Source organism: Myxococcus xanthus (assembly GCF_006402735.1).
In the GTDB taxonomy this organism is placed as follows: Bacteria; Myxococcota; Myxococcia; order Myxococcales; family Myxococcaceae; genus Myxococcus; species Myxococcus xanthus_A.
In genome coordinates this window covers 7,226,844-7,249,694 of the sequence record NZ_CP017174.1, presented here as the reverse complement: position 1 = coordinate 7,249,694, position 22,851 = coordinate 7,226,844, and the positions used below count along the sequence as shown (strand labels likewise).

The window sequence follows — 22,851 nt, the reverse complement described above, 5'->3', positions numbered from 1 at the left end:
GGGCTCACCCCCAGGACCGCGCGGGTCCTGACTCCACGGTGAGTCCCGTCTCCTTCAGCATCGCGTGGATGCGCAGGCGCGCCTGGGCCCACGGAAGCGCCTCGACGCGATAGCCCTCCAGCGCGTTCATCAGGTGGCCACGGTAGCTGGGGTGCCCCGGGTCCGAGATGATGACCACGCCCCGGTCCGTCGTCGCCCGGATGAGCCGGCCCACGCCCTGGCGCAGTTGCAGCAGGGCGCGGGGGAGCCGGTAGTGGAGGAAGCCCATGTATTCGCCGCCGCTGCGAGAGAGGGGCTCCTCGCGCGCGGCCACCAGCGGACGCATTGCGGGCTCCAGGGGCAGCTTGTCGATGAACACGCAGCCGACGCCTCGGCCGGGGATGTCCACGCCCTGCCAGAAGCTCTTGGTCCCCAGCAGCACGGTGCCCGTGTCCTTCTCCTGCCGTGCCGCCAGCGAGCGGCTGTGCCCGCGTGACTGCCGCAGCACCTCGATGCCCAGCGGGTCCAGCCGTCCGCGGACGCTCGTGCCCACGCGCTCCATGCGGCGCGTCGACGCGAACAGCCCCAGCACCCGGCCTCCCATCGTCTGTGCCAGGCCCGAAATCCGGAGCGAGGCCCACTCCACGAAGGCTTCCTCGTGCGCACGAGGCGCATCGGTGACGAGCACGACCAGCGCCTGCTCATGCAGCTTGAAGGGCGTGGCCGCGCGTACCAGTCGGGGCGCGGGTCGGCCTCCGCGCCCGTCGAGCCCCAAGCGCCGGAGGACGAAGGGGAAGCCGTCGCCAGTGCCCAGCGTGGCGGACGCGAGCACCAGCGTGCGCTTGCTCTCCGCGAAGTCCTTCGACACGTAGGCGGAGACATCCACCGGCTGGGCGCTCAAGCTCCACCGCTGCCGCTTCGGTTCCGCGGTGGCCGCGTAGCACCGTCCTGGCGCGGCCTCTCCGGACAGCTCGCCCGCGAGCACCGCCAGTTCGCCAAGCTCGGTGGTGGCACCAGACAGCTCCCGCTCCAGCGCGGGTTGTCGAGCCGCCAGCTCAGGAAGGGCGGCCAGCACGCGCACGGACAGCAGGACATGCAGCGCCTGGAGTGCGCCGCGCACGCCTTCCAGTCCTTCGCGTACCGGCTCCCAGGCGGGCAGGGTTCGCACGGTCGCGGTGATGCGCAGCTCCGGAGAGTACGCACCTTCATCCGGGTCCTCGCCCACGGCTGTGGCGGTGGGCTCGCACAGCTCCGTCACGCGCGCACCGAGGTCGCGCGCGTCGTCAAGCAACCGGCGAAGGCCATCCTCCACCTCGCCCATCAGCGATCGTGTCTCCGTCCGGCGAGAAGCGCTCAGCGCCTTGCGCAGCTCGGCGAAAAGGCCGCGCCGTCCGTCCCTGCCATGCAGCCGTTCGGTGAGGCGGAGGAAGGCCAGGTCCGACAGCTCCAGCGTCAGTGCGGTGGTGGCGACATCTTCCACCTCGTGCGCCTCGTCGAGGACCAGGTGGTCCAGCTTCGGGTAGCGCGCGGGCCACGCGAAGGCGAGCGACTGGTTGATGACCAGCACGTCCGCCTCACGGGCCTGCGCCACGGCCGAGTGATAGAAGCAGCGGTGGAAGTGCGGGCACTTCTCGCCCAGCGTCGTTGACGCCTCGGAGCGCACGGCGGGCACCAGCGCCATCAGCACCGGGAAGCGCTCGCGGAACCAGTGGCTCAGCCGGTCCAGGTCTCCTTCGCCACTGCGACGCAGGTACGCACGCAGATACGCCCGAGGCGCGCGCGCGGAGTGCCCCATGCCGGGCTCCACCCGAGTGGCTTCCAGCGCGCGGCGGCGGCACAGGTAGTTCGTCTGGCCCTTCAGCAGGGCGTAGCCGAAGGCGCCCTTCGTGGCGCGGTGAAGCCGAGGCAGGTCCTTCTCCAGGAGCTGGTCCTGGAGCGTCTTGGTGTGCGGCGCCACGCCGACCTTGCGTCCGTTGCGCGCGGCGAAGAGCGCCGCGGGAGCCAGGTACGCCAGCGACTTGCCCGTGCCCGTGCCGGCCTCCACCGCCAGTTGCCCGCCGTCCGACATCGCCCGCGCCACCGCCTGCGCGACGTCAAGCTGCGCGGCCCGGCTCATGAACCCTTCACCGGCCTGCTCCAGCGCCCCTCCCGCGCCCAGCAGCGCGGAGACCTCATCCGGACGCACCGGCAGCACGGGGGCATCGGCCTCGGGCTCGGGCAGCGCCGTGGCGCCTCCGGCACGCCGCCGCTCCGGCTTCCCGCGAAGGAAGCCCTGAGCCTCCAGCGAAAGCGGCGCGGCCTCCTCACGGCACGCGGCGGCCAGGCGCGACAGCAGGTCCACCAGCGGCCATTCCTCGTAGTCGAACGCGCCGCTCGCGCCGCCGTCCTTCAGGCCCACGCCCTCCATCGCCAGGCGCAGCTCCGCGCCCTTGCGCGGGTCCAACGCGGCGAGCAGGTCCACCACGTCATCGCCACGGCCCTCGCGGACGCAGCGCTCCATGGCGTGCACGAGCACCGAGTACACCGCCTCGCAGTCCGACACCGCGCGGTGTGGCTGCCTCAACGCGAGCCCGCCCCAGCGCAGCAGCGACTCCAGCGAGTGGCTGGGCAGCTCCGGGTGCAGGTAGTGCATCAACTCGCACGAGTCGAGCACCGGGGCGCGGATGGGGCCCAGCAGGTCCGGCAGGAAGCCTTTTTCAAAGGGCGCGTTGTGCGCCACCACCGTCCAGCCGGAGAGCTTCTCGCGAAGCTCGGCGATGTCGGTGCCGAAGCGCGGATGCCCTGCGAGGTCCGCGTCCGTCAGGCCCGTCAGCCGCCGGATGGTGAGGGGGAGGGGCCGCGACGCCGAGTACATGCGAGCGAAGCGTTCCACCTCGCGCCCGTTCTCGAAGAAGATGCAGCCCAGCTCGATGACCTCGTCCACGCGCGGGTCCAGCCCCGTGGTTTCGAGGTCGAGGAAGACATGCCGGGTGAAGAGCTCCGCCGCGCCGCCCATTCAGGCCGCGGAGACTACTCCTCCCGGCGGCGCTGCCCAGAAATCGGCCAGCGTCCGTCAGTCGACCATGAAAACGCCGGAAATCATCTTGTTCATGGCGCAGCCGTACACCAGCTTGCCGGACTCCTTCGGCGTGAAGGCAATCTCCACCGGCTGGTCGAGCGGCAGCGGCGTGTTGATGTCGTAGCCGTCCATGACGACCTCGGTGGCGCAGGTGTGGTCCGTCTTGCGCGTCACCACCAGCTTCACCGGCTCACCCTTCTTGAGATTCACAGGGCTGGGCTCGTAGCCCTTCTCGGTGACGGACAGCTCGACGATGCGTACGCCGTTCTCCCGCTTCTCCGGGACGGCGGGCGGCTTCGCCGCGTCGGCGTCCTTCGCGCACCCTTGCTGGGTGATGCCCACCATGGCGGCCGTCGCGGCCAGGGCAAGCCAGGGCTTGATGATGCGGGAGATGAACTGACGCATGGATGTCTCTCTCGGCGGTGAGGGGGCGAGCCCCCCCGCGGGGATGGGCCTCAGGCCTCGTCCGTGGGGGCGCTCTCGTCGGAGGTGGAGGCGACAGGCTCGAAGCGCAGCAGGGCGTGGAGCGGGACGAAGACTTCGTGGCCCTCCTCGCCCAGCAGCAGGTCGAACCGGCCCACGCGAATCAGCGGAAGCTGGAGGGTGATGCCGTTGCGCAGCACCATCCGCACCGTCTGCCCGATGTGGTCCAGGAAGGCGCGCGGGTCCGAGTGGGGGCGCTTGTCCGGCTGACGCGCCACCGCGGACGGCTTCTGCGTCAGCTTGGCATCGCGCTCCAGACCGGGCAGCAGCCGCTCCCAATCCGTGCGCCGGGCCAGCAGCACCACCTGGAGCTTCTCCAGGCGGCCCGTGCGCTCCAGCGTGAAGGCGATGGGCTCCTCGACCTGCAGCGTGTCCAACAGGGAGCGCTCCGCCAGCACCACGGAGACTTCTGCCTTGTCGCTGATGAGCCGGGCCAGGAAGTCCGCCACCACGGCGTTTTCGACCTCGCCGCGCGCCTGCTTGATGGCCGCCTTGCGCTGGGTGCGCTCCTTGCGGGCCATGAACTCGGCCACCGTCATGCCGCTCTGGAGCACGCCGAAGGCGTCACCCAGGGACAGGCTGGGCGTCTGGCCCATCAGCTCGTACACCTGGTCGAAGCGCTTCGCCTCCTCGGCGTGCAGCTTGCGCCAGATGCGGCACTTCATCTTCCCTTCGAGCTCGCCCTTCGCGATGCGGGCGGGGACGCGCTCGCGCACCGCCAGCGCCTGAATCTGTTCGGGCGTGGGGGGCGGCCGGGGCGTGGACGGCCGGAAGCCGCCGGGGCGTCCGCCGAACCCACCACCGGGGGCTCTGCCCGGAGGCGCACCCATGCCAGGGCCCGAGGGGCGGGGAGCCAGCGGGCGAGCGCCAGGCGTCACGCTCGTCGTCGGGCGGGGCGTGGGGGCCGCTGTCGCTGGCGCTGCCGCCGGTGCGGTACCCGTGGGCGCGGGACGAGGCGTCGGCAGGGGCGCCGAGCCAGCAGCAGGCCGGGGCGTGGGCGCCACGCCCGTGGGGCGCGGGGTAGGCGTGGGGCGCGGCGTGGGCGCCGGAGTCGGGGTCGGAGCGGCAGTGCCGGGCGTCGTTGCCGGGCGCCGGATGACTTCGACCGCGGGAATCACCCGCCGTGTCTTCCTGTCGTTCACAGTCGTACGTTACCTGATGCGAGTTTTCCGGGCATGCCCGGCTTCACGGCTGGAGGGATGCTGAAAGGTCGACCTTCCACCCGGACGGCTCACGGACCATCCGGACCTCGTGGGAGCTTTCTCCCGCGCGCACGAGCACTGTCGCGACGTCTCCCTCCTCCCGGACCAGTGAGACCTCCGTAACATCCGGAGGCGGAGGGACATTCGCGAAGAAGAGGGCCATGGGCTCCGGTTTTTCTTCACCCCCGGAGGCTTCTCCCACCACCTGTGCACGCTGCGCCAGCGCGTCCTGGGTGGGCTTGGACAGCGCGCCCCACGCCTGCTGCAGCTCCCCTCGCTTCACCAGCCGGTGGAAGGACGTGTAGGCGTCCTGCGGGGTGCCGAAGCGCGGCCGGTTGCAGCCACCCAGGCCCAGCAGCAGGACCAGCGCTACCAGCCAGGGCATCGTCGCGGAGAGACGCATGGGGACAGGGGTTTAGGTCAAAGCGCCGCCGGGGGAAAGCCCGAGGTTCGGACATGTCACGCGGCGTGCTGATGGACGCGATTGCGGCCTGCTCCCTTGGCCGCATAGAGGCTGGCGTCGGCAGCCCGCAGCAGCGCCTCCGCGCTCGGGAGGTCGCCCGACGGCACCGTGGCCACGCCCAATGACGCGGTCAGCCGCACGCACTGCGGCTTGCCACTCCCCCCCACATGCTCCAACTCCAGGGCAGCGATGGCGTCGCGCACCCGCTCGCAGACCCGGAGCGCGTCCGCGGGGCCTGTCTCCGGGAGCAGGGCGATGAACTCCTCGCCGCCGTAACGCGCCAGCAGGTCCACCTCCCGCAGCCGCGCCCGCGCCGTCTGGGCCACGGCCTTCAGCACGTGGTCCCCGAAGGGGTGCCCGAAGCTGTCGTTGATGCGCTTGAAGTGGTCGATGTCCAGCATCACCAGGGACAGGGGCGCCCCGTAACGTCGCGAGCGGGCGAACTCGTCGTTCAGCCGCTCTTCCAAGGCGCGCCGGTTCGACAGGCCGGTGAGTGCATCCGTGCGGGTGAGCGCCAGCAGCTCTTCGCGCCGCGCCGCCAGCTCCTTGTTGGCGCGGTCCAGCTCCCGGTTCTTCTCCACCAGCGCGTCTTGCAGCGCCTTCAGCCGCAGCATGGACTTCACGCGGGCCGACAGCTCGAGCATGTCGAAGGGCTTCACCAGGTAGTCATCCGCCCCCAACTCCAGCCCCTCCACCTTTCCCGCGGCCTGCCGGGCCGTCATGAGAATCACGGGGATGAAGCCGAAGCCGTCCTCACCCGCGTTCGCCTTGATGATGCGGCACACCTCCACGCCGCCCAATCCCGGCATCTCCACGTCCATGAGGATGAGGTCGGGGCGGGACTCCCGGATGGCGGACAGCGCCTGGGTGCCGTCATGGGCCTCGGTGAAGACGTACCCGTGAGGAGCCAGGCCGTCGCGCACGTGCCGGACATGCACCGGGTCATCGTCCACGATGAGCACCGTGCGGCCACTGAGTTCCCCTGCGGGGGGGGCACGGCGGGCGACCTCCAGCGTCCTCTTCCGTTCGCCATCCGCCATGAATGTCTCGCCCCCGGTGCAATCGTCCCGCGCGCGGTGCGGGGTTGCCCGCCATTCTCACTGCCCGCACCGGGGATGCAAGGGGCTCGGCGCGCGCCCGGGGCGCCGACGTCAGGCAGGCTTCAATAGCCGCGCCCGATACACGGGCTCACCGCTGGCCAGGTAGCGGCGCTCCCTCGTGGAGGGCACTTCCTCTGGGTCATAGGGATGGAAAACACCTGAACCCAGGGGGTTCTTGAAACCGGCGGATTCCAGGATGGCGAGCATCGTCACGCCGCGGTCCTGGACGTCGGTGCGCATGTCGAAGAGGCCGCCCGGTGCGAGCTTGCCGTACAGCAGCTCGGCGAACGCGGGCTGAATCACGGCGCGCTTGGCGTGGGAGCGCTTCCACCAGGGGTCGGGGAACTGGAGGTGGATGGCGGCGAGCGAGCCGGGTGCGAAGATGCGGGGCACGATGAAGCGGGCGTCGGATTCGACGACGCGCAGGTTGCGCAGGCCCGCCTTGTCCGCGCGGTCCTGGGTGTCGCGCGCGTATTTCTTGCGCCACTCGAAGGCGACGAAGCGCACCTCGGGGTGACGGCGGCAGTACTCCAGGGCGTGGCCGCCCGCGCCGGAGCCGATTTCCAGCTCGAGCGGTCCGCTGAAGCCGAATTCGGCGTCCCAGTCCGGCGGGGTCTCCTGGGTGACGAACTTGAGGCCGACGGGCTCGGGGAGCAGGCGAGGACGGGACATGGGCGGGCGCCACCAACCACGGCGGCGACGGGTTTGGCCAGGGAAAAACGCGAGGCCTGGAGTATACGGGAGCCCATGAAGGTCTTCCCTGCGGTGGCGGACGCGGGCCGGGCGCTGGCCGGACAGGCACTCGCGCTGGGCAACTTCGACGGTGTGCACGTGGGCCATCAGGCCCTCTTCGCGGAGGCGCGTCGTCACGGGCGGGCCGCTGCCTTCACCTTCAATCCCCACCCGGGCAAGGTGCTCCAGCCGGAGCTGGCGCCGAAGCTCATCACGCTGCTGCCGCGCAAGCTGGAGCTGTTCGAGGAGTGCGGACTGGACGCGGCGGTGGTGCAGCCCTTCTCGCGCGAATACGCGCGCACGCCGCCCGCGGACTTCGAGGCCGCGCTCTTCGACGTGCTCGGCGTCGCGCACGTCGTGGTGGGCAGCGACTTCACCTACGGCGCTGCCCGGCGCGGCACCGTGGAGACGCTGCGCGAGGCGGCAGCCCGGCGCGGGGCGACGGTGCACGTGGTTCCGCCCGTCACGGTGGATGGCGTGGTGGCGTCGTCATCACGTGTGCGCGAGTACATCCTGGAGGGGCGCGTGTCCGCGGCGCGGCGACTGCTGGGCCGTCCCTTCGACCTGGACGGCACGGTGGTGACGGGCGCAGGGCGGGGGCGGGGCATCGGGTTCCCCACCGCGAACGTGGACACGCAGAACGAGCTGCGCCCCGCACCGGGCGTCTATGCCATCCGCGTCCAGCTGCCGGGCGAGTCAAAAGGCACCTGGCATGGCGGTGCAGCGAACATCGGTGTGAAGCCCACCTTTGGCGGCACGGAGGTGACGATCGAAGCGCACCTGCTCGACTTCACCGGCGACCTGTACGGCAAGGAGCTGCGCGTGCAGTTCCTCGACCGCCTGCGCCCCGAGCAGCGGTTCGGTTCGGTGGTGGAGCTGACGGGGCAGATCAAGCGTGACGTGGAGGCCGCGCGCGCCGTGATTGCGCGCGAGGAGAGCTGAGCAATTTTCCCGTGTCCGTTCAACGGTTTGTGACAGCAGGGGAGCAGGCGAGGGCGCCTTGACGCGCGCGCGCCGCTCCCCTCTAATTCGCAATCAGGAACCGTGCCATGGGGTGTGGATCACCCGGGCACCGCTCCAGCGTCTTTGAGCTCGGAGGCGGGCCCCCGCCCGCTTCTTTCTTCTTCAAGGAAGAGGCATCAACGAATGTCCGGTCGACTCGGTGAACTGCTGGTTCGCGAGAACCTCATCTCCGTGCAGCAGCTGCGCAAGGCCCAGGAAGAGCAGCAGAAGAACGGCACGCGCATCGGCACCGCGCTCGTCAAGACGGGCGCCATCGAGGAGTCGAAGCTGACCGACTTCCTCTCCAAGCAGTACGGCGTGCCGGCCATCAACCTGAAGGACTTCGACGTCGAGCCGGACATCATCAAGCTGGTGCCGAAGGAAGTGGCGGAGAAGCACCTGGTGGTGCCCGTCAACCGCGCGGGCCCGTCGCTCATCGTGGCCATGTGCGACCCGTCCAACATCTTCGCCGTGGACGACCTGAAGTTCCTCACCGGCTACAACATCGAGACGGTGGTCGCCTCCGAGGTCTCCATCCGCGAGGCCATCGAGCGTTACTACGCGGAGAAGGGCCCGTCGCTGGAGGACATCGTCGGCGACGTCGGTGACGACATCGAGGTCACCAAGGAGGAGACGGAGAACATCGATGAGATGGCCAAGGCCGCGGATGACGCGCCCGTGGTCAAGCTGGTGAACCTCATCCTCATGGACGCCATCAAGAAGCGCGCGTCCGACATCCACGTCGAGCCGTACGAGAAGGACTTCCGGGTCCGCTTCCGCATCGACGGCGTGATGTACGAGGTGATGCGCCCGCCGATGAAGCTGCGCAATGCGATTACGTCGCGTCTGAAGATCATGGCCTCGCTGGACATCTCCGAGCGGCGCCTTCCGCAGGACGGCCGCATCAAGATCAAGATGGGCGGCGGCAAGGAGATGGACTTCCGCGTGAGCGTGTGTCCCACGCTCTTCGGCGAGAAGGTCGTGATGCGTCTGCTCGACAAGAGCAACCTCCAGCTCGACATGACGAAGCTGGGCTTCGACGCGCAGCCGCTGGCCTGGTTCAAGGAGGCCATCGACCGTCCCTACGGCATGGTGCTGGTGACGGGCCCCACGGGCTCGGGCAAGACGACGACGCTGTACTCGGCGCTCTCCAGCCTCAACGGCCTGGACACCAACATCTGCACCGCGGAGGACCCGGTCGAGTTCAACTTCGCCGGCATCAACCAGGTGCAGATGCATGACGACATCGGCCTGAACTTCGCCGCGGCGCTGCGCTCCTTCCTTCGCCAGGACCCGGACATCATCATGATTGGTGAGATCCGTGACTTCGAGACGGCGGAAATCGGCGTGAAGGCGGCGCTCACGGGCCACCTGGTGCTCTCCACGCTGCACACCAACGATGCCCCGGGTACGGTGAGCCGTTTGCTCAACATGGGCATCGAGCCGTTCCTCGTGACGGCGTCGCTCAACCTCATCCTCGCCCAGCGTCTGGCGCGCCGTCTGTGCCCGGCGTGCAAGAAGCCGGCGGAGAACGTGGACGAGCAGGCGCTCATCGACGCCGGTGTTCCGCCGGACAAGATTGGCACCTTCACGATGTACGAGAAGGTCGGCTGCCGCGACTGCAACGACCGTGGTTACCGGGGCCGCGTGGCCATCTACGAGGTCATGCCCTTTTGGGACGGCCTCAAGGAACTGGTCATCAACGGCGCCTCCGCCGCGGAGCTGAAGCAGGAGGCCATCCGCCTGGGCATGAGCAGCCTGCGCATGAGCGGTCTTCGCAAGATGATGGACGGCGCCACCACGTTGGAAGAGGTGGTGGGAAACACCGCCCCGGACCGCTTCTAGTCAACCTCCCTCCCACCGCACTCCCCCCGAAGGACATCCCCCCGTGGCCAACCTGCACCAGCTCCTCAAGGCGATGGTCGAGAAGGGCGCTTCCGACCTCCACGTCACCACCGGCTCTCCGCCGCAGCTTCGCGTCGACGGCGAGCTCGTTCCCTTGAAGACGGCGCCGCTGACCCCGGTGGAGACGAAGCAGCTCTGCTACTCCATCCTCACGGACGCCCAGAAGCACAAGTTCGAGGAGGAGAACGAGCTGGACTTGTCCTTCGGTGTGAAGGGCCTGTCGCGCTTCCGCGCCAACATCTTCATGCAGCGTGGCGCGGTCGCCGCGGCGTTCCGGACCATTCCCTTCAAGATTCTGACGTTCCAGGAGCTGGGGCTACCGCCGGTGGTGGCGGAGCTGGTGAAGAAGCCGCGCGGGCTCATCCTGGTGACGGGCCCCACGGGTTCAGGCAAGTCCACCACGCTGGCCTCGATGATCGACAAGATCAACACCGAGCGTCATGAGCACATCATGACCATCGAGGACCCCATCGAGTACCTGCACCCGCACAAGAACTGCCTCGTGAATCAGCGCGAGGTGGGAGCGGACACGCGGAACTTCAAGACGGCCCTCAAGTACATCCTCCGCCAGGACCCGGACATCGTGCTCGTCGGTGAGCTTCGCGACCTGGAGACGATTGAGGCGGCGCTCACCATCGCCGAGACGGGTCACATCTGCTACGCGACGCTACACACCAATAGCGCGGTGCAGACCATCAACCGCGTGCTGGACGTGTTCCCGCCGTACCAGCAGCCGCAGGTCCGCGCGCAGATGTCCTTCGTGCTGGAAGGCGTGATGAGCCAGGCGCTGGTCGCGAAGGCGGGCGGCCCTGGCCGCATCCTGGCGCTGGAGGTGATGGTGCCCAACCCCGCAATCCGGAACCTCATCCGCGAGGACAAGGTCCACCAGATCTACTCGTCCATGCAGGTCGGCCAGGCGAAGTTCGGCATGCAGACCTTCAACCAGGCTCTGGCGGCGCTGCTGCTGCGGCGGCTCATCACCCAGGACGAGGCCTTCGGGCGCTCTAGCGACGCGGAGGAGCTGCGCAACATCCTGGCCACGGGCGGCGGCGGGGCCCTGCCCGGGATGCAGCGACCAGGCGGGGGAGCGGGTGGTCGTTAGTTCCGGGATTTAGAGATCAGCGGTTAGAGTGGCGCGGCACCCGCGGAGGTCCAGCTCATGGCAGCCCCAGCAGTGAAGTCGGCATCAACTCCCAAGAAGGCCACCGCCCAGTTCCTCTGGGAGGCGAAGACCAAGAGCGGGGAGTCGAAAAAGGGTGAGATGGAGGCGATGGACGTCGAGGCCGTCAACGCGCGCCTCAAGTCCCTCGGGCTGAACCCCGTCAAGGTGCGCAAGAAGAGCATGCTGGACGGGGACATCACGATCCCCGGCTTTGGCGGTGTCGAAGGCAAGGACATCCTCATCTTCACCCGTCAGTTCGCCACGATGATCGACGCCGGCCTCCCGCTGGTGCAGTGCCTCGACATCCTTGCGAGCCAGATGGACAACCCTTCCTTCAAGAAGGTGCTGTTCGCCATCAAGGGCAAGGTGGAGCAGGGCAGCACCTTCGCGGACGCGCTGAAGGAGCACCCCAAGGTCTTCGACGAACTCTACGTCCAGCTCTGCGCGGCAGGTGAGGTGGGCGGTATCCTCGACGCCATTCTCAACCGGCTCGCGGCGTACCGGGAGAAGAACGAGAAGCTCAAGTCCAAGGTCAAGAGCGCGATGACCTACCCGATCATCGTCATCCTGGTTGCCATCGGCGTGACGGCGGTGCTTCTGCTGAAGGTGACGCCGGTCTTCGAGAAGATGTTCGCGGACTTCGGCTCGGAGCTGCCGGGGCCGACGCAGATGATCGTGAACTTCTCGCACATGGCGCAGGAGTACTTCTTCCATGTGGCGGGCTCCATCACCGCGTTGGTGATGGCGTTCTCGTGGAGCTACCGCCAACCGCGGGGCCGGAAGTTCTGGGACAAGGTGTTCCTCTTCATGCCCGTTTTCGGACCCGTGCTTCGCAAGGTGGCCGTGGCCCGGTTCACCCGCACGCTGGGCACCATGATCTCCTCGGGCGTGCCCATCCTGGACGCGCTGGACGTCACCGCGAAGACGGCCGGTAACCGCACGGTGGAAGACGCCATCATCTACGTTCGCGGGAAGATCGCCGAGGGCAAGAACATCGCGGGCCCCCTGGCCGAGACGAAGGTGTTCCCGTCGATGGTGGTGCAGATGATCGGCGTGGGTGAGGCGACGGGCGCCATGGACACCATGCTCAACAAGATCGCCGACTTTTACGATGACGAAGTGGACGCGGCCATCAACAGCCTCACGGCGATGATTGAGCCGGTGCTGATGGTGTTCCTCGGCGGCGTGGTCGGTGGCTTCCTCATCGGCATGTACCTGCCGATCTTCTCGCTTGCCGGCGCCATCCAGTAGGTCTGTCGTGGCGGGATCGCGCCCTTTGGAGAGGGGCGCTTTTCGTTCACGGCTCGTGTGGTTGGTGTTGTTCCGCACGGTTGCCGCGAGCCTCTCGCTCGTCATCACCCTGGCGCGGCTTCTCCTTCAGCCTTCCCAGGAGCTGAATCACGCGGACACCCTGTCGCTCGCGGTCATCATCATCGCGTACGTGTCGACGGTGGTGGTGGGGCTGCGGCTGCGCAAGGGGCAGGGGGGGCTCGGGGACGCCTGGGTGCAGGTCGTGGGCGACGTCGTCATCGCCACCGGCCTCGTGTACCTCAGCGGTGGCTCTGACTCGCCCCTGACGTTTCTCTATAGCCTGGCCGTCATCGGCGCGTCGGTCGTCCTGGACCGCCGAGGCGCGCTCTGGGCTGCTGCTGCGTCTGCCCTGTGTTTCGGGGCCTTGGTCATGGGCTCACGACTCCTGGACGGCGAGTCTGGTGGGCTGATTCCGCCCACGCGGGTGCTCTTCGTCCTGGGCAGCAACTCCCTGGCCCTGGGCCTCATCGCTGTGCTGTCGGGTTATCTCTCACGTCAGCTCTCCGCGACAGGTGGTGCCCTGTCTGCTCGCGAGGCGGACCTCCAGCGGTTGGGGCGGCTTCAACAGCAGATTCTCTCCTCCATGCCCTCGGGGCTGGCGACGTGTGATGCGCGGCGCCGCGTGACGTATGTCAATCCCGCCGGTTGCGGAATCCTCCAGGTCGACCCCACGCAGGTCGCTGGCGTCGAAGTCGAAGCGCTTCTTCCTGGCGTTTCGGTCCTGGCGCCTCGATCTCCTCGCAGTGAATTGGTGGTGGGAAAGGGCGCGAAACGGCGCATCCTGGGGCTGTCGGTAACGCCACTGGAGGGTGAGCCCGGGGCCTTGCTCATGGTCTTCCAGGACCTCACCCAGCTCCGCCGGATGGAGGATGACCTGAAGAGGGCCGATCGGCTCGCCAGCCTGGGCGCACTCTCTGCGCAGCTGGCGCACGAACTGCGCAACCCGCTGGCGTCCATGCGCGGCTCGGCGCAGTTGCTGGCGCAGGATGCACGGGATGACGTGGCCCAGAAGCTCACCAACATCTTGATGCGCGAGTCGGATCGTCTGGCACGGCTCGTCGAGGATTTCCTGCGCTTTGCTCGTCCCCCGGTGCCCAGCTTGCGGAGGGTTCCGCTTGCCTCGCTCGTGACGGAAACCATGGACATGCTCCGGGTGGATCCACTGGCACGTGACGTGCGGGTCGAAGTCACCGCGCCCGAGCCCCTCCCGGTCTCGGTTGACCCGGATCAGCTGCGGCAGGTGCTCATCAACCTCGTGCGCAACGGGTTCCTGGCCGCAGGCCCGCGCGGTGAGGTGAAGGTCGCGCTGACTCGGAGCGAGAATGAGGCGAGAATCCGCATCTGGGACTCGGGGGGGAGCATCACGGAGGAGATGATGGGGCACTTGTTCGAGCCGTTCTTCACCACACGCGATGGCGGCACGGGGCTGGGGTTGTCCACCGCGCACTCCATCATCCGGGCCCACGGCGGCTCCATCAGGGTGCGCTCGAACCGAGATGAGGGCACCGAGTTCGTGGTGGGGTTGCCGCTGTGACATCCGCACAGGGAGGGGACCTGGGGTCGCGCGGCCACATCCTCGTGGTCGATGACGAGCTGTCCATGCGTGAGTACCTCGAACTGCTGCTGCAGCGGGAAGGGTACGCGGTGACGAGTGTGGCCGGTGTGAAGGCCGCATGTGATGTGCTGGTCCTGGATGGGGTGGACCTGGTCATCTCCGACTTGAAGCTGGGCACCGGCAGTGGCCTCGACGTCCTGCGGGCGGCTCGGGCCCGGCCGGCGTCTCCCGAGGTGGTGCTCATCACCGCCTATGGCACGCCCGCGGCAGCGGTCGAGGCGATGCGGGAGGGCGCGTACGACTACATCTGCAAGCCCTTCGACAACGAGGAGTTGCGGCTCCTGGTGCAGAAGGCGCTGGAGAAGCGGACGCTCCGTCAGGAGAACAGTGGGCTCAGGGCGCGGCTGTTTCCTGGCCTGGATGGCGCGGTGGGACAGAGCGAGCGTATGCAGGCGGTCTGGGCCTTGGTGGAGAAGGTCGCTTCCGGTCGCAGCACGGTGCTGGTGACGGGGGAGAGCGGGACGGGGAAGGAACTGGTGGCGCGGGCCATCCATATGCGCGGCAGTCGAGCTGCGCGTCCCTTCCTGCCCTTCAACTGCGCGGCGTTGAACGAGGGGACGCTGGAGAGCGAGCTCTTCGGGCATGTGAAGGGGGCATTCACTGGCGCGACCACCGACCGTTCTGGCCTCCTGGTGGCGGCAGGCGACGGCACCGTCATGTTGGACGAGGTCGGGGAGATGCCGCTCGCGACGCAGGTGAAGCTGCTTCGTGTGCTCCAGGAGCGGAAGGTGAAGCCGGTCGGCAGCGCAGCGGAGATTCCCTTTCAGGCGCGTGTCATCGCGGCAACGAACCGGCGGCTCGAAGCCGAAGTAAAGGCCGGACGGTTTCGTGAGGACCTCTTCTACCGGCTCAACGTCATCACGTTGGAGCTGCCTCCGCTGCGCGAGCGTTCCGGCGACGTGTCGTTGCTGGCGAACTACTTCCTGTCCAGGATGTCGGAGGAGTTGGGGCGACCCGGTCTGCGTTTCTCCCCCGAGACACTGGGGCTATTGGAGCGCTATCCCTTCCCAGGCAACGTGCGGCAGCTGCAGAACATGGTGGAGCGGGCTGCGACCCTGTCGGATTCAGACCTCCTGGGGCCCTCCACGCTTCCACCCGCAGTGCGGGGCGATACAGACCCCGCCGTGCGTCCCGTGGAGGGCAGCGAGCCAGGGCTGGGGGCGGGCTTCAACCTGGAGCGGCATCTCGACGACAGCGAGCGGCGCTATCTCGTCGCGGCGATGAAGCAGGCCGGGGGCGTGAAGACCCGTGCCGCGGAGCTGCTGGGCCTTTCGTTCCGTTCATTCCGCTACCGGTTGGCCAAGCATGGGCTGACGGATGACTTGGAGCCCGGGAGCGCTTCGGATGCGTAGGCTGATCGACAGTTATCGTCAGCGTCACTGCCGAATTTTGTCAGCCCTGGACCCATCCTCGCGGAGTGGATTTCTCCAAGCCTTGAGAATTGGGGGGCTTGGCGTGCGCACCTGGGTTGGCATGCGTAGTGCTACTCCCATCCGCGGGCGCAGTGCCCCCCGTTGCAACCTTCTCTGAGGACCCCCATGCGCGTCTCGCGATTCAACCCCCGCAACCGTGGCTTCACGCTCATCGAGCTCATGATCGTGGTCGCCATCATCGGCATCCTGGCCGCCATCGCCATCCCGAACTTCATCAAGTTCCAGGCCCGCTCGAAGCAGTCCGAGGCGAAGACGAACCTCAAGGCGCTGTACACCGCGCAGAAGTCGTTCTTCTCCGAGAAGGACCGTTACTCCGACTTCGCTAACGAAATCGGCTTCGCGCCGGAGCGCGGCAACCGTTACGGTTACCGTGTGTCCGCTGCGGCCGGCGATTGCGAGGTGCGCAATGCGGCTGACCTTCCGGTGCCTGCTGCCGGCGTTCCGTGCATCTCCAACGACTCGTTCCGCTTCGGTGCCAACAGCGCCATCGACGATCCGACCCCGGTTGTCGCCCGCTTCGTGCCCCAGGGCGCTGCCGGGTGGAACACGACCCTCGGTGTGCAGCCGACCATCGCAGATTGCCCCAACTGCAACTTCTTCGCTGGTGCGCGTGGCAACGCGGACAACGAGGCGACCTTCGATGACTGGGTGATCGCCGGTTTCGAGGGCTCTGGCCAGGTGGGTCCGTGCTCCGAGGCGGGTAACGTTGCCTCCGGCACCCCCTACAACACGCGCAACGACGTTGCCTGCGACGGCGCGGCCCAGTAACTCGCATTCCTTCAGTGGAATGAGCAGTGGAGGGTCCACTGTTCTTCGGGCCGCTCTCCCCCAGGAGGGCGGCCTTTCTCAATTCTACAACCCCAGGGAACTCATGCGGAGCGTCGTGCTGTGTCTGGCTGTATGCGCCATCGCAGTGATGGCAGAGAAGCCGGCCAAGCCATTGCGGACGAAGGATGGGCCCATCCTCCCCCGGCGAGAGTTCCTCGAAATCGTGGGGGCGGCGCAGAAGCCGCTGTTGGCCGACTTCTACTGGCTCCAGTCCATCCAGCAGGTCGGTCGCGCGAACACGGACACGGAATACCGGGACGTGTTCTTCTTCGCGGATCTGGCGACGGACCTCGATCCCAAGTTCAGGTACGTCTACGAGTGGGGCGCCATCACCACCCCCGTCAACCTGGGGAGGGACGAATGGGCGAACACGGACCTGTCATCCCGGCTGCTGAGCAAGGGGCTGGTTGAGTTCCCGGACGACCGCCGGTTCCTGTTCCAACTGGCCTACAACAAGATGACGTATGACAGGGACTACAAGGCCGCTGCCGACCAGCTCATGAAGTTGTCGAAGTACCCTGAGACGCCCCCCTATCTGCTGCAACTCGCCACGCGCCTCTATGCGCAGGCTGGCAACATCGATATGGGGCTTCAGCTGGCGCAGATGCTGCGTGACGGTGCGGAGGACGACGAGTCACGAGCCTTGTACGAACACCGCATCAAGGAACTGCTTCGAGAGCGCTTTCTGACGCAGATCGACGAGGCTGTTGCGGCCTACCAGCGTGACCGGGGAGAACGCCCCAAGGCGGTCCCTGTCCTGGTGCGCGCGGGCTACTTGAGGGCCATGCCCGTAGATCCGCTGGAGGGACAGTTCTTCATCGACAGGCAGGGCCGCGCGCGTTCCACCTCGGGAATCTACAGGTTGGAGATGTTCGACCAGAAGAAGAAGGATGAGCTGCGGGAAGACATCGCGGCGGGTGGCATTCAGTTCGACCTTCCGGAGGAGATGCCATGACAGTCGCGGGCGCGTCGGATCCGAACCTGCCAGTTTCCATCCGGGGGTTGTCCAAGACGTACAAGGTGGGCTTCTTCCTCAACAAGCAGGTCAAGGCGCTCCAGGGACTGGACCTTGAGATTGCCCCAGGCCAGGTCTACGGACTGCTGGGGCCGAACGGGGCGGGCAAGTCCACGACCATCAAGATTCTCATGGGGTTGGTGCGGGCCTCGCAGGGGCAGGCCTTGCTCTTCGGAGAGCCACCAGATCGGCCGCATGTTCGGCGGCAAGTGGGCTTTCTGCCGGAGAACCCTTCGCTTTATGAGTACCTCACCGGGCGTGAGTTCGTGACGTTGGCTGGGCGCATCTTCGGCCTGAGCGGTCATGAGTTGGACCAGCGCGTGGAGCGGGTGCTCGGCGATGTCGGGATGGGGCGAGCGTCCGATTTGCAGATTCGCCGTTACTCCAAAGGCATGGTGCAACGTACGGCGCTGGCTCAGGCGCTCATCAGTGGGCCTCGCTTGCTGGTGCTGGATGAGCCCACCTCCGGTTTGGATCCGCTGGGGCGCCGGCAGATGCGGGACTTGATCCTGGCCGAGCGCGCGAAGGGGACGACCATCCTCTTCTGTACGCACATCATCTCGGATGTCGAATCGCTTTGTGACCGAGTGGTGGTGCTGGTGGGGGGGCGGAGGGTCCAGGAGGGCAGCGTTCAGGAATTGGTGTCCGCGAAGGCTCCCTCGGTGGAGATGGTGGTGCACGGGCTGCCGCTGGAGGTGCTCCAGTCGCTGGGATTCAGGTATGAGCACGCGCAGCAATTGGACAGTCGCGTGCTGTTGCGGGTCCCGGACGCTGATTCGCATGGGCTGCTGCAGACCGTCATCAACAAGGGCGGGCGTGTCAGCCGGGTTCAGCCCGCGCGCTTCTCCTTGGAGGACCTCTTCCTGGACGCGATGAAGCAGGCAGGTGGGCAGACCGTGGGCGGGGAGATTCAGTAATGGGGGCCTTCGCTGCCATGGCGTGGAATGGGTTCCGCGAGGCGCGTCGCAACCGGGTGACGGTGCTGGTCGCCGCGTTCGCCTTGCTACTCCTCCTGGCCACGACGCTCGTCACGGAGGTCACGGTCAGCACCTTCGACAGGGTGGTGACGGACTTCGGCCTTGGGGTGATGAGCCTGCTGCTCGTCTTCCTCTCCATCTACCTGTCGTCCGGGCTCATCAGCCGCGAAATCGAGCGGAGAACCATCTTCTTGATGGTGTCCAAGCCGCTGTCGCGAACCCGGTTCTTGCTGGCCCGGCTCGCGGGCAACATGTTGACTCTGGGCGTGTTGCTGGTCGCGATGACGTTGCTGTTCTGGGTGCAGCTCGTCCTTCACCGCTCACCCATCACCCAGCCGCAGCTGGCCGCGCTCGGAGGGCTCTACCTGGAGTTGTTCGTCCTCACCAGCGCCGGGTTCCTGATGTCCACTTTCGCCAGCCAGCTTGTCTCCGCGCTGGTGACAACGGGGTTGTACTTCGCGGGTCACCTCTGCTCGGACATCTACAACCTGGGGGCCGCGTCGAAGGTGGAGCTCATCCAATGGGTTAGCAAGGCCACCTACTACGCCCTGCCCAACCTGGAGCGACTGAACTTCCGGCCGCGCGCGACCTATGGCATCGAGGTGACGGCGGTGGAGCTGGGCTCGGCCACGCTCTACGCACTAGGGTGGGGAGCACTTTTCTGCGTGCTGGCTGCGATTGTGTTCGAGCGGCGCGACTTCCGCTGAAGCTCGGGTAGGATGCGTCCCCTGTGACGCATTCTTCCCTGCCGGGATACTTCGGGCCCCTGTTCGCCGTGTTCCTGTTCGTGCTCGGCTTGTGCGTGGGCAGCTTTCTCAACGTCGTCATCGCGCGGGTGCCGCTGGACCAGAGCATCGTGCGGCCACGCTCGCGATGCCCTCGGTGCGGGCACGTCCTGGCGTGGTACGAAAACATCCCGCTGCTGTCCTGGCTGGCGCTTCGGGCGCGCTGTCGGGGCTGCGGCGCGCCCATCTCCGTGCGCTACCCGTTGGTGGAACTCCTGACGGGGCTCCTGTTCTTCGCGTGCCTGCGCCGTTTTGGCTGGACGTACGAATTGGTGCCGGCGCTGGTGCTCGTATCCTTGCTGGTGCCGCTCGCCTTCATTGACCTGGACCATTGGATTCTGCCGCTGTCCATGACGGTGTCGGGAATGCTGGCGGGGATTGCCCTGGCGCTCCCCTTGGGGATGGACGCCTTTCGTGATTCGCTGATTGGCGCGGTGGTGGGCTTCCTGTCCTTTCGGGCGATGGAGTACGTCGGATGGAAGGTGTTCCAGCGAGAGGCCCTGGGCGCGGGGGACAAGTACCTCGTTGCCATGCTCGGAGCCTTCCTGTCCTGGCGCGCGCTGCTAGGGGTCCTGCTCTTCGCGTCCATGCAGGGCGCCGTGGTGGGCATCCTGATGCTGCTGGTAACGGGGCGTGCCGGACCCCGCACGGAGAACACCCCAGAGGAGCCTGTGGAGGATGCGCCCCCGCTCACGATGACCTGGGAATTCACTCAGCCGGGCCTCCCACTTTGGAAGCGGTTGCTGTTGGTTCCCGTGTGCCTGCTGGTCCAGCCCATCCCTGATGCGCCCTTGGACGAAGAGGGTGAGGAAGAAGAATGGGTCCCGGAGCGCACCAGCATTCCCTTTGGACCTTGGCTGGCGCTCGCAGGGCTGGAGCTCCTGTTGCTGGGGCCGTGGCTTTCCCGGGTGTTGCCTGCGGATATCGCCATGATGCTGGGCGGCCTGCCATGAGTCGTGCGGGGATGCGATGAAGTGGCGGATTGCCAGCGTCGCGTTCCTACTGGGGGCTTTGTCGTCGGGGCTCACCTGGTTGTCCGTACAACCGGTACTCCTCCGGCTGTTGGACGCGCTCCGCCGCTGGGTCCCCGAAGGAAGCGCGGAAGAAGCGACGCTGGCTCGTGTGCAAGGCCTCCTACCCTGGGTGTTGGGGCTCGACCTGGTCGCGTTGACGGTCCTCACCTACGTGGTGTTGGACCTGATGGTGGGACGCCCGCTGCGCCGCACCGAGGCGGTGGTCGAGCAGTTCGGTCGGTTGGACTGGGAGGCTCACCTGGTTCCGACCCAGGGAGGAACGCTGGTGTCTCGCATCCAGCGCGCCTTGCAGCGGATGGCGGAGGCGCTCCGCGAGGAACAGGCGCTCACTCGTGCGCAGATGGCGTCTTTGCGCGCGTCGCATGCCCAACTGGCTCGCACGCAGACGGAGTTGGTTGCTTCGGAGCGCATGGCCACAGTCGGACGGCTGGCCGCGGGCGTCGCCCACGAAGTAGGCAACCCGCTGGCGGGAATCCTGGGCTACGTGGCACTTGCGCGTGTCAAGGCGGACACGCCGGAGCTGAAGGACTTCCTGGAGCGTATCGACCACGAAGTGCAGCGCATCGACCGCATCATCCGGGGCTTGCTTGACCTGGGACGCCCCGGGGCCACGTCGCCAGGGCCGGTAGAGGTTGGCCCGGTGGTAGAGACGTGTGTGCGCCTGGTTCGTGCCTCCCCTGAGCTGTCAGGCGTGACGGTGATGCTCGACTTGGAGCCTGGGGCGCTTGCACGCACGGACGCAGGCCCGCTTTCGCAGATTGTCATCAACTTGCTGCTCAACGCCGCCCAGGCCATGGGGGGGCAGGGACGTGTGCGGGTTGCCACGCGACAGGCGGCGGGTGAAGTTCGTTTGCTCGTGGAGGATGACGGGACGGGCATCCCCGAGGACGTCATGCCGCGCCTGTTCGAGCCCTTCTTCACGACCAAAGGACGTGAGGGGACGGGATTGGGACTGGCGGTGTCGCAGCGCCTGGCGCAGGTCATGGGCGGTAGGCTCGAGGCAGAGAACATCCCCAGTGGTGGAGCCCGCTTCACCGTGTGCTTGCCCGTACCCTGAGGAAAATGCTTGCGTCTTCGGGACAGGAGCTATCGGCCCTGTCGCGGGTAGGCGATGATGCGTGGAGACGGCCATGCCCCTGTTCCGCACCATTCTCGTTGCCGATGATGAGCCCTCCATCCGGCACATCCTCACGTTGGTGCTCACCGGCCACGGTTACGAAGTGCGCGCGGTGGCCGATGGCGAAGACGCGCTGAAGGAACTCGCCGCGCGTGACTACGACGTGCTGTTGTGCGACGTGCGCATGCCGAAGAAGGATGGCCTCGTCGTCCTGCGTGAGGCCCTGGCTTCGCACCCCGCGCTGACGGCAGTAGTGATGAGCGCCTACGGCTCGCAGGAACAGGCGCTCCAAGCCGTCGCCGCGGGAGCGTTCGACTACGTCCAGAAGCCATTCAAACCGGACGAAATCGTCTTCGTCCTCCGAAAGGCGGAGGAGCGGGAGCGGCTGGTTCGCGAGAACCGGCGGCTGAAGCAGGCCAGCCTGCCTTCAACGCCCGGGGGGCACATCCTCGGAGAGAGCCCGGCGCTGCATGCGTTGCTGCGCCAGGTCGCGCGGCTCGCGCCGGTGGACACCACCGTGCTCATCAGTGGCGAGAGCGGCACCGGGAAGGAGCTCATCGCGCGGGAGCTTCATGTTCGCAGTCCCCGCGCGCCCATGTCTTTCGTCGCGGTCAACTGTGGTGCCATTCCCTCCGGCCTCATCGAGAGTGAGCTGTTTGGCCACGCGAAGGGCGCCTTCACGGACGCACGCACCGCCAAGAGAGGCCTCTTCGCGGAGGCCGATGGGGGCACCCTCTTCCTGGATGAGGTGGGGGAGCTTCCCTTGTCCGCCCAGGTGAAGCTGCTGCGTGTCCTCCAGGAGGGAGAAATCCGGCCGGTAGGGGAGAATCGCGTCGAGAAGGTCAACGTGCGCGTGGTGGCAGCCACCTTGCGCGACCTGTCTCGCCTGGTCGCGAAGGGGGATTTTCGTGAGGACCTGTACTACCGCCTCAACGTGGTGAACCTCCGCGTCCCTCCCCTGCGGGAGCGCCGTGAGGACGTGCCACTGCTGGCGCGAGCCTTCATCGCTCGGTTCAACCGCGAGCTGAACCGAGAGCCTCCCGTCGCCGGGCTCACCGCAGAGGCTGAGGCGCTCCTGAAGTCCTACGCATGGCCTGGAAACGTCCGTGAGTTGGAAAACGCCATGGAGCGTGCCGTGTTGTTGGCGGACGAGCCGCACATCCTTCCTGCGAACCTGCCCGAAAGGCTGTGGGCCGCGTCCCCACCTGGCCCTCATGGCGAGAAGCAACAAGGGGAGCCGGTGCTACAGGATGGTGGTGACCTGTCGCTCAAGCGAGCCATCCGGGAGCTGGAAGAGTCCTACATCCGAGCCGCCCTGCGAAAGACGAAGGGCAACCGCACCCGGGCCGCAGAGTTGCTGGACATCAGCCACCGGGCGCTCCTCTACAAAATCAAGGAGTACGGCATCGATCCGGACGCCGAGGCGGAGCGCGGGTGATGTGCGGGGCTGGTCCAGGAACCGGACTGCCGACTGGCATTTGACGGAACGCGCCGGAGGCCGGAAAATCGGGCCTCCGCGACGGTGTTGAGGGGCCCGGCGCAGTTGGGGTGGTGCGAGGCTCCCGTCCGTCCGGAGGGCAGGCGGGCTCCAGGCACTTTTTAGGAGGGGTTGACGGCCAGTGCTACGCTGGCTGCCTCTCGACGGAGTCA

At 67.1% G+C, this 22,851-nt stretch carries 19 protein-coding genes; 13 read left to right on the top strand and 6 right to left on the bottom strand.

Features of this window, described 5'->3' with window-relative positions:
- Positions 1-4 precede the first annotated feature (4 nt).
- From BHS09_RS29755 to trmB, 6 genes are all read right to left on the bottom strand, one after another.
- Positions 5-2,974, bottom strand: coding sequence for a helicase C-terminal domain-containing protein (locus tag BHS09_RS29755; protein ID WP_140799701.1), 2,970 nt, complete (start codon positions 2,972-2,974; stop codon positions 5-7).
- A 57-nt stretch (positions 2,975-3,031) separates the two neighbouring features.
- A complete protein-coding gene (locus BHS09_RS29750; protein ID WP_140794800.1) occupies positions 3,032-3,442 on the bottom strand; it encodes a cupredoxin domain-containing protein in 411 nt (136 codons plus the stop codon).
- Positions 3,443-3,492: 50 nt separating this feature from the next.
- The gene (locus BHS09_RS29745) at positions 3,493-4,350 is read right to left on the bottom strand and encodes a hypothetical protein (protein ID WP_237079901.1); all 858 of its coding nucleotides are present in this window, start codon (positions 4,348-4,350) and stop codon (positions 3,493-3,495) included.
- Between the two features lie 355 nt (positions 4,351-4,705).
- Entirely contained in the window at positions 4,706-5,125 is a 420-nt protein-coding gene (locus BHS09_RS29740) for a nuclear transport factor 2 family protein (RefSeq protein WP_140794798.1), read from the bottom strand.
- Between the two features lie 56 nt (positions 5,126-5,181).
- Positions 5,182-6,225: a diguanylate cyclase gene (locus BHS09_RS29735; protein WP_140794797.1), complete on the bottom strand. Its 1,044-nt coding sequence runs from the start codon at positions 6,223-6,225 to the stop codon at positions 5,182-5,184.
- A 111-nt stretch (positions 6,226-6,336) separates the two neighbouring features.
- The gene (trmB, locus tag BHS09_RS29730) at positions 6,337-6,957 is read right to left on the bottom strand and encodes a tRNA (guanine(46)-N(7))-methyltransferase TrmB (protein WP_140794796.1); all 621 of its coding nucleotides are present in this window, start codon (positions 6,955-6,957) and stop codon (positions 6,337-6,339) included.
- A 75-nt stretch (positions 6,958-7,032) separates the two neighbouring features.
- On the opposite strand from trmB, the gene BHS09_RS29725 reads away from it, so the two are divergent.
- The 13 genes from BHS09_RS29725 (at position 7,033) to BHS09_RS29665 (ending at position 22,639) form a co-directional block, all read left to right on the top strand.
- The gene (locus BHS09_RS29725) at positions 7,033-7,959 is read left to right on the top strand and encodes a bifunctional riboflavin kinase/FAD synthetase (RefSeq protein ID WP_140794795.1); all 927 of its coding nucleotides are present in this window, start codon (positions 7,033-7,035) and stop codon (positions 7,957-7,959) included.
- A gap of 204 nt (positions 7,960-8,163) precedes the next feature.
- Positions 8,164-9,864, top strand: coding sequence for a type IV-A pilus assembly ATPase PilB (gene pilB / locus BHS09_RS29720; protein WP_011555739.1), 1,701 nt, complete (start codon positions 8,164-8,166; stop codon positions 9,862-9,864).
- A 43-nt stretch (positions 9,865-9,907) separates the two neighbouring features.
- The gene (locus tag BHS09_RS29715; RefSeq protein WP_140794794.1) at positions 9,908-11,026 is read left to right on the top strand and encodes a type IV pilus twitching motility protein PilT; all 1,119 of its coding nucleotides are present in this window, start codon (positions 9,908-9,910) and stop codon (positions 11,024-11,026) included.
- Positions 11,027-11,083: 57 nt separating this feature from the next.
- A complete protein-coding gene (pilC, locus tag BHS09_RS29710; protein ID WP_140794793.1) occupies positions 11,084-12,337 on the top strand; it encodes a type IV pilus assembly protein PilC in 1,254 nt (417 codons plus the stop codon).
- 61 nt (positions 12,338-12,398) lie between these two features.
- Positions 12,399-13,931, top strand: coding sequence for a two-component system sensor histidine kinase NtrB (locus BHS09_RS29705; protein ID WP_140800791.1), 1,533 nt, complete (start codon positions 12,399-12,401; stop codon positions 13,929-13,931).
- Complete coding sequence (locus BHS09_RS29700) at positions 13,928-15,364, top strand: sigma-54-dependent transcriptional regulator (protein WP_140799699.1); 1,437 nt, start codon at positions 13,928-13,930, stop codon at positions 15,362-15,364. The genes BHS09_RS29705 and BHS09_RS29700 overlap by 4 nt, the downstream gene beginning before the upstream one ends.
- Before the next feature lie 186 nt (positions 15,365-15,550).
- Positions 15,551-16,213 carry a type IV pilin protein PilA gene (gene pilA / locus BHS09_RS29695; RefSeq protein WP_011555734.1) on the top strand — a complete coding sequence of 221 codons (663 nt, stop codon included), beginning with the start codon at positions 15,551-15,553 and terminating at the stop codon, positions 16,211-16,213.
- 148 nt (positions 16,214-16,361) lie between these two features.
- A complete protein-coding gene (locus tag BHS09_RS29690) occupies positions 16,362-17,228 on the top strand; it encodes an ABC transporter (RefSeq protein WP_237079900.1) in 867 nt (288 codons plus the stop codon).
- Complete coding sequence (locus BHS09_RS29685) at positions 17,225-18,205, top strand: ABC transporter ATP-binding protein (RefSeq protein ID WP_140799697.1); 981 nt, start codon at positions 17,225-17,227, stop codon at positions 18,203-18,205. Before BHS09_RS29690 ends, BHS09_RS29685 begins: the two co-directional genes overlap by 4 nt.
- On the top strand, positions 18,205-18,972 hold the full coding sequence (locus tag BHS09_RS29680; protein WP_140794789.1) for an ABC transporter permease: 768 nt from the start codon (positions 18,205-18,207) through the stop codon (positions 18,970-18,972). The genes BHS09_RS29685 and BHS09_RS29680 overlap by 1 nt, the downstream gene beginning before the upstream one ends.
- Before the next feature lie 23 nt (positions 18,973-18,995).
- Positions 18,996-20,003 carry a prepilin peptidase gene (locus BHS09_RS29675; RefSeq protein ID WP_140794788.1) on the top strand — a complete coding sequence of 336 codons (1,008 nt, stop codon included), beginning with the start codon at positions 18,996-18,998 and terminating at the stop codon, positions 20,001-20,003.
- A gap of 16 nt (positions 20,004-20,019) precedes the next feature.
- Positions 20,020-21,141, top strand: coding sequence for a sensor histidine kinase (locus BHS09_RS29670; RefSeq protein WP_140794787.1), 1,122 nt, complete (start codon positions 20,020-20,022; stop codon positions 21,139-21,141).
- Between the two features lie 73 nt (positions 21,142-21,214).
- Positions 21,215-22,639 (top strand): sigma-54-dependent transcriptional regulator, encoded by a 1,425-nt coding sequence (locus tag BHS09_RS29665; protein WP_140794786.1) that lies wholly within the window; start codon positions 21,215-21,217, stop codon positions 22,637-22,639.
- Positions 22,640-22,851 lie beyond the last annotated feature (212 nt).

Coding starts and splice junctions, on each gene's coding strand:
- BHS09_RS29755 (WP_140799701.1), bottom strand. CDS start 2,974: ATGGGCGGCGCGGCGGAGCTCTTCACCCGGCATGTCTTCCTCGACCTC.
- BHS09_RS29750 (WP_140794800.1), bottom strand. CDS start 3,442: ATGCGTCAGTTCATCTCCCGCATCATCAAGCCCTGGCTTGCCCTGGCC.
- BHS09_RS29745 (WP_237079901.1), bottom strand. CDS start 4,350: ATGGGTGCGCCTCCGGGCAGAGCCCCCGGTGGTGGGTTCGGCGGACGC.
- BHS09_RS29740 (WP_140794798.1), bottom strand. CDS start 5,125: ATGCGTCTCTCCGCGACGATGCCCTGGCTGGTAGCGCTGGTCCTGCTG.
- BHS09_RS29735 (WP_140794797.1), bottom strand. CDS start 6,225: ATGGCGGATGGCGAACGGAAGAGGACGCTGGAGGTCGCCCGCCGTGCC.
- trmB (WP_140794796.1), bottom strand. CDS start 6,957: ATGTCCCGTCCTCGCCTGCTCCCCGAGCCCGTCGGCCTCAAGTTCGTC.
- BHS09_RS29725 (WP_140794795.1), top strand. CDS start 7,033: ATGAAGGTCTTCCCTGCGGTGGCGGACGCGGGCCGGGCGCTGGCCGGA.
- pilB (WP_011555739.1), top strand. CDS start 8,164: ATGTCCGGTCGACTCGGTGAACTGCTGGTTCGCGAGAACCTCATCTCC.
- pilC (WP_140794793.1), top strand. CDS start 11,084: ATGGCAGCCCCAGCAGTGAAGTCGGCATCAACTCCCAAGAAGGCCACC.
- pilA (WP_011555734.1), top strand. CDS start 15,551: ATGCGCGTCTCGCGATTCAACCCCCGCAACCGTGGCTTCACGCTCATC.
- BHS09_RS29690 (WP_237079900.1), top strand. CDS start 16,362: ATGGCAGAGAAGCCGGCCAAGCCATTGCGGACGAAGGATGGGCCCATC.
- BHS09_RS29685 (WP_140799697.1), top strand. CDS start 17,225: ATGACAGTCGCGGGCGCGTCGGATCCGAACCTGCCAGTTTCCATCCGG.
- BHS09_RS29680 (WP_140794789.1), top strand. CDS start 18,205: ATGGGGGCCTTCGCTGCCATGGCGTGGAATGGGTTCCGCGAGGCGCGT.
- BHS09_RS29670 (WP_140794787.1), top strand. CDS start 20,020: ATGAAGTGGCGGATTGCCAGCGTCGCGTTCCTACTGGGGGCTTTGTCG.
- BHS09_RS29665 (WP_140794786.1), top strand. CDS start 21,215: ATGCCCCTGTTCCGCACCATTCTCGTTGCCGATGATGAGCCCTCCATC.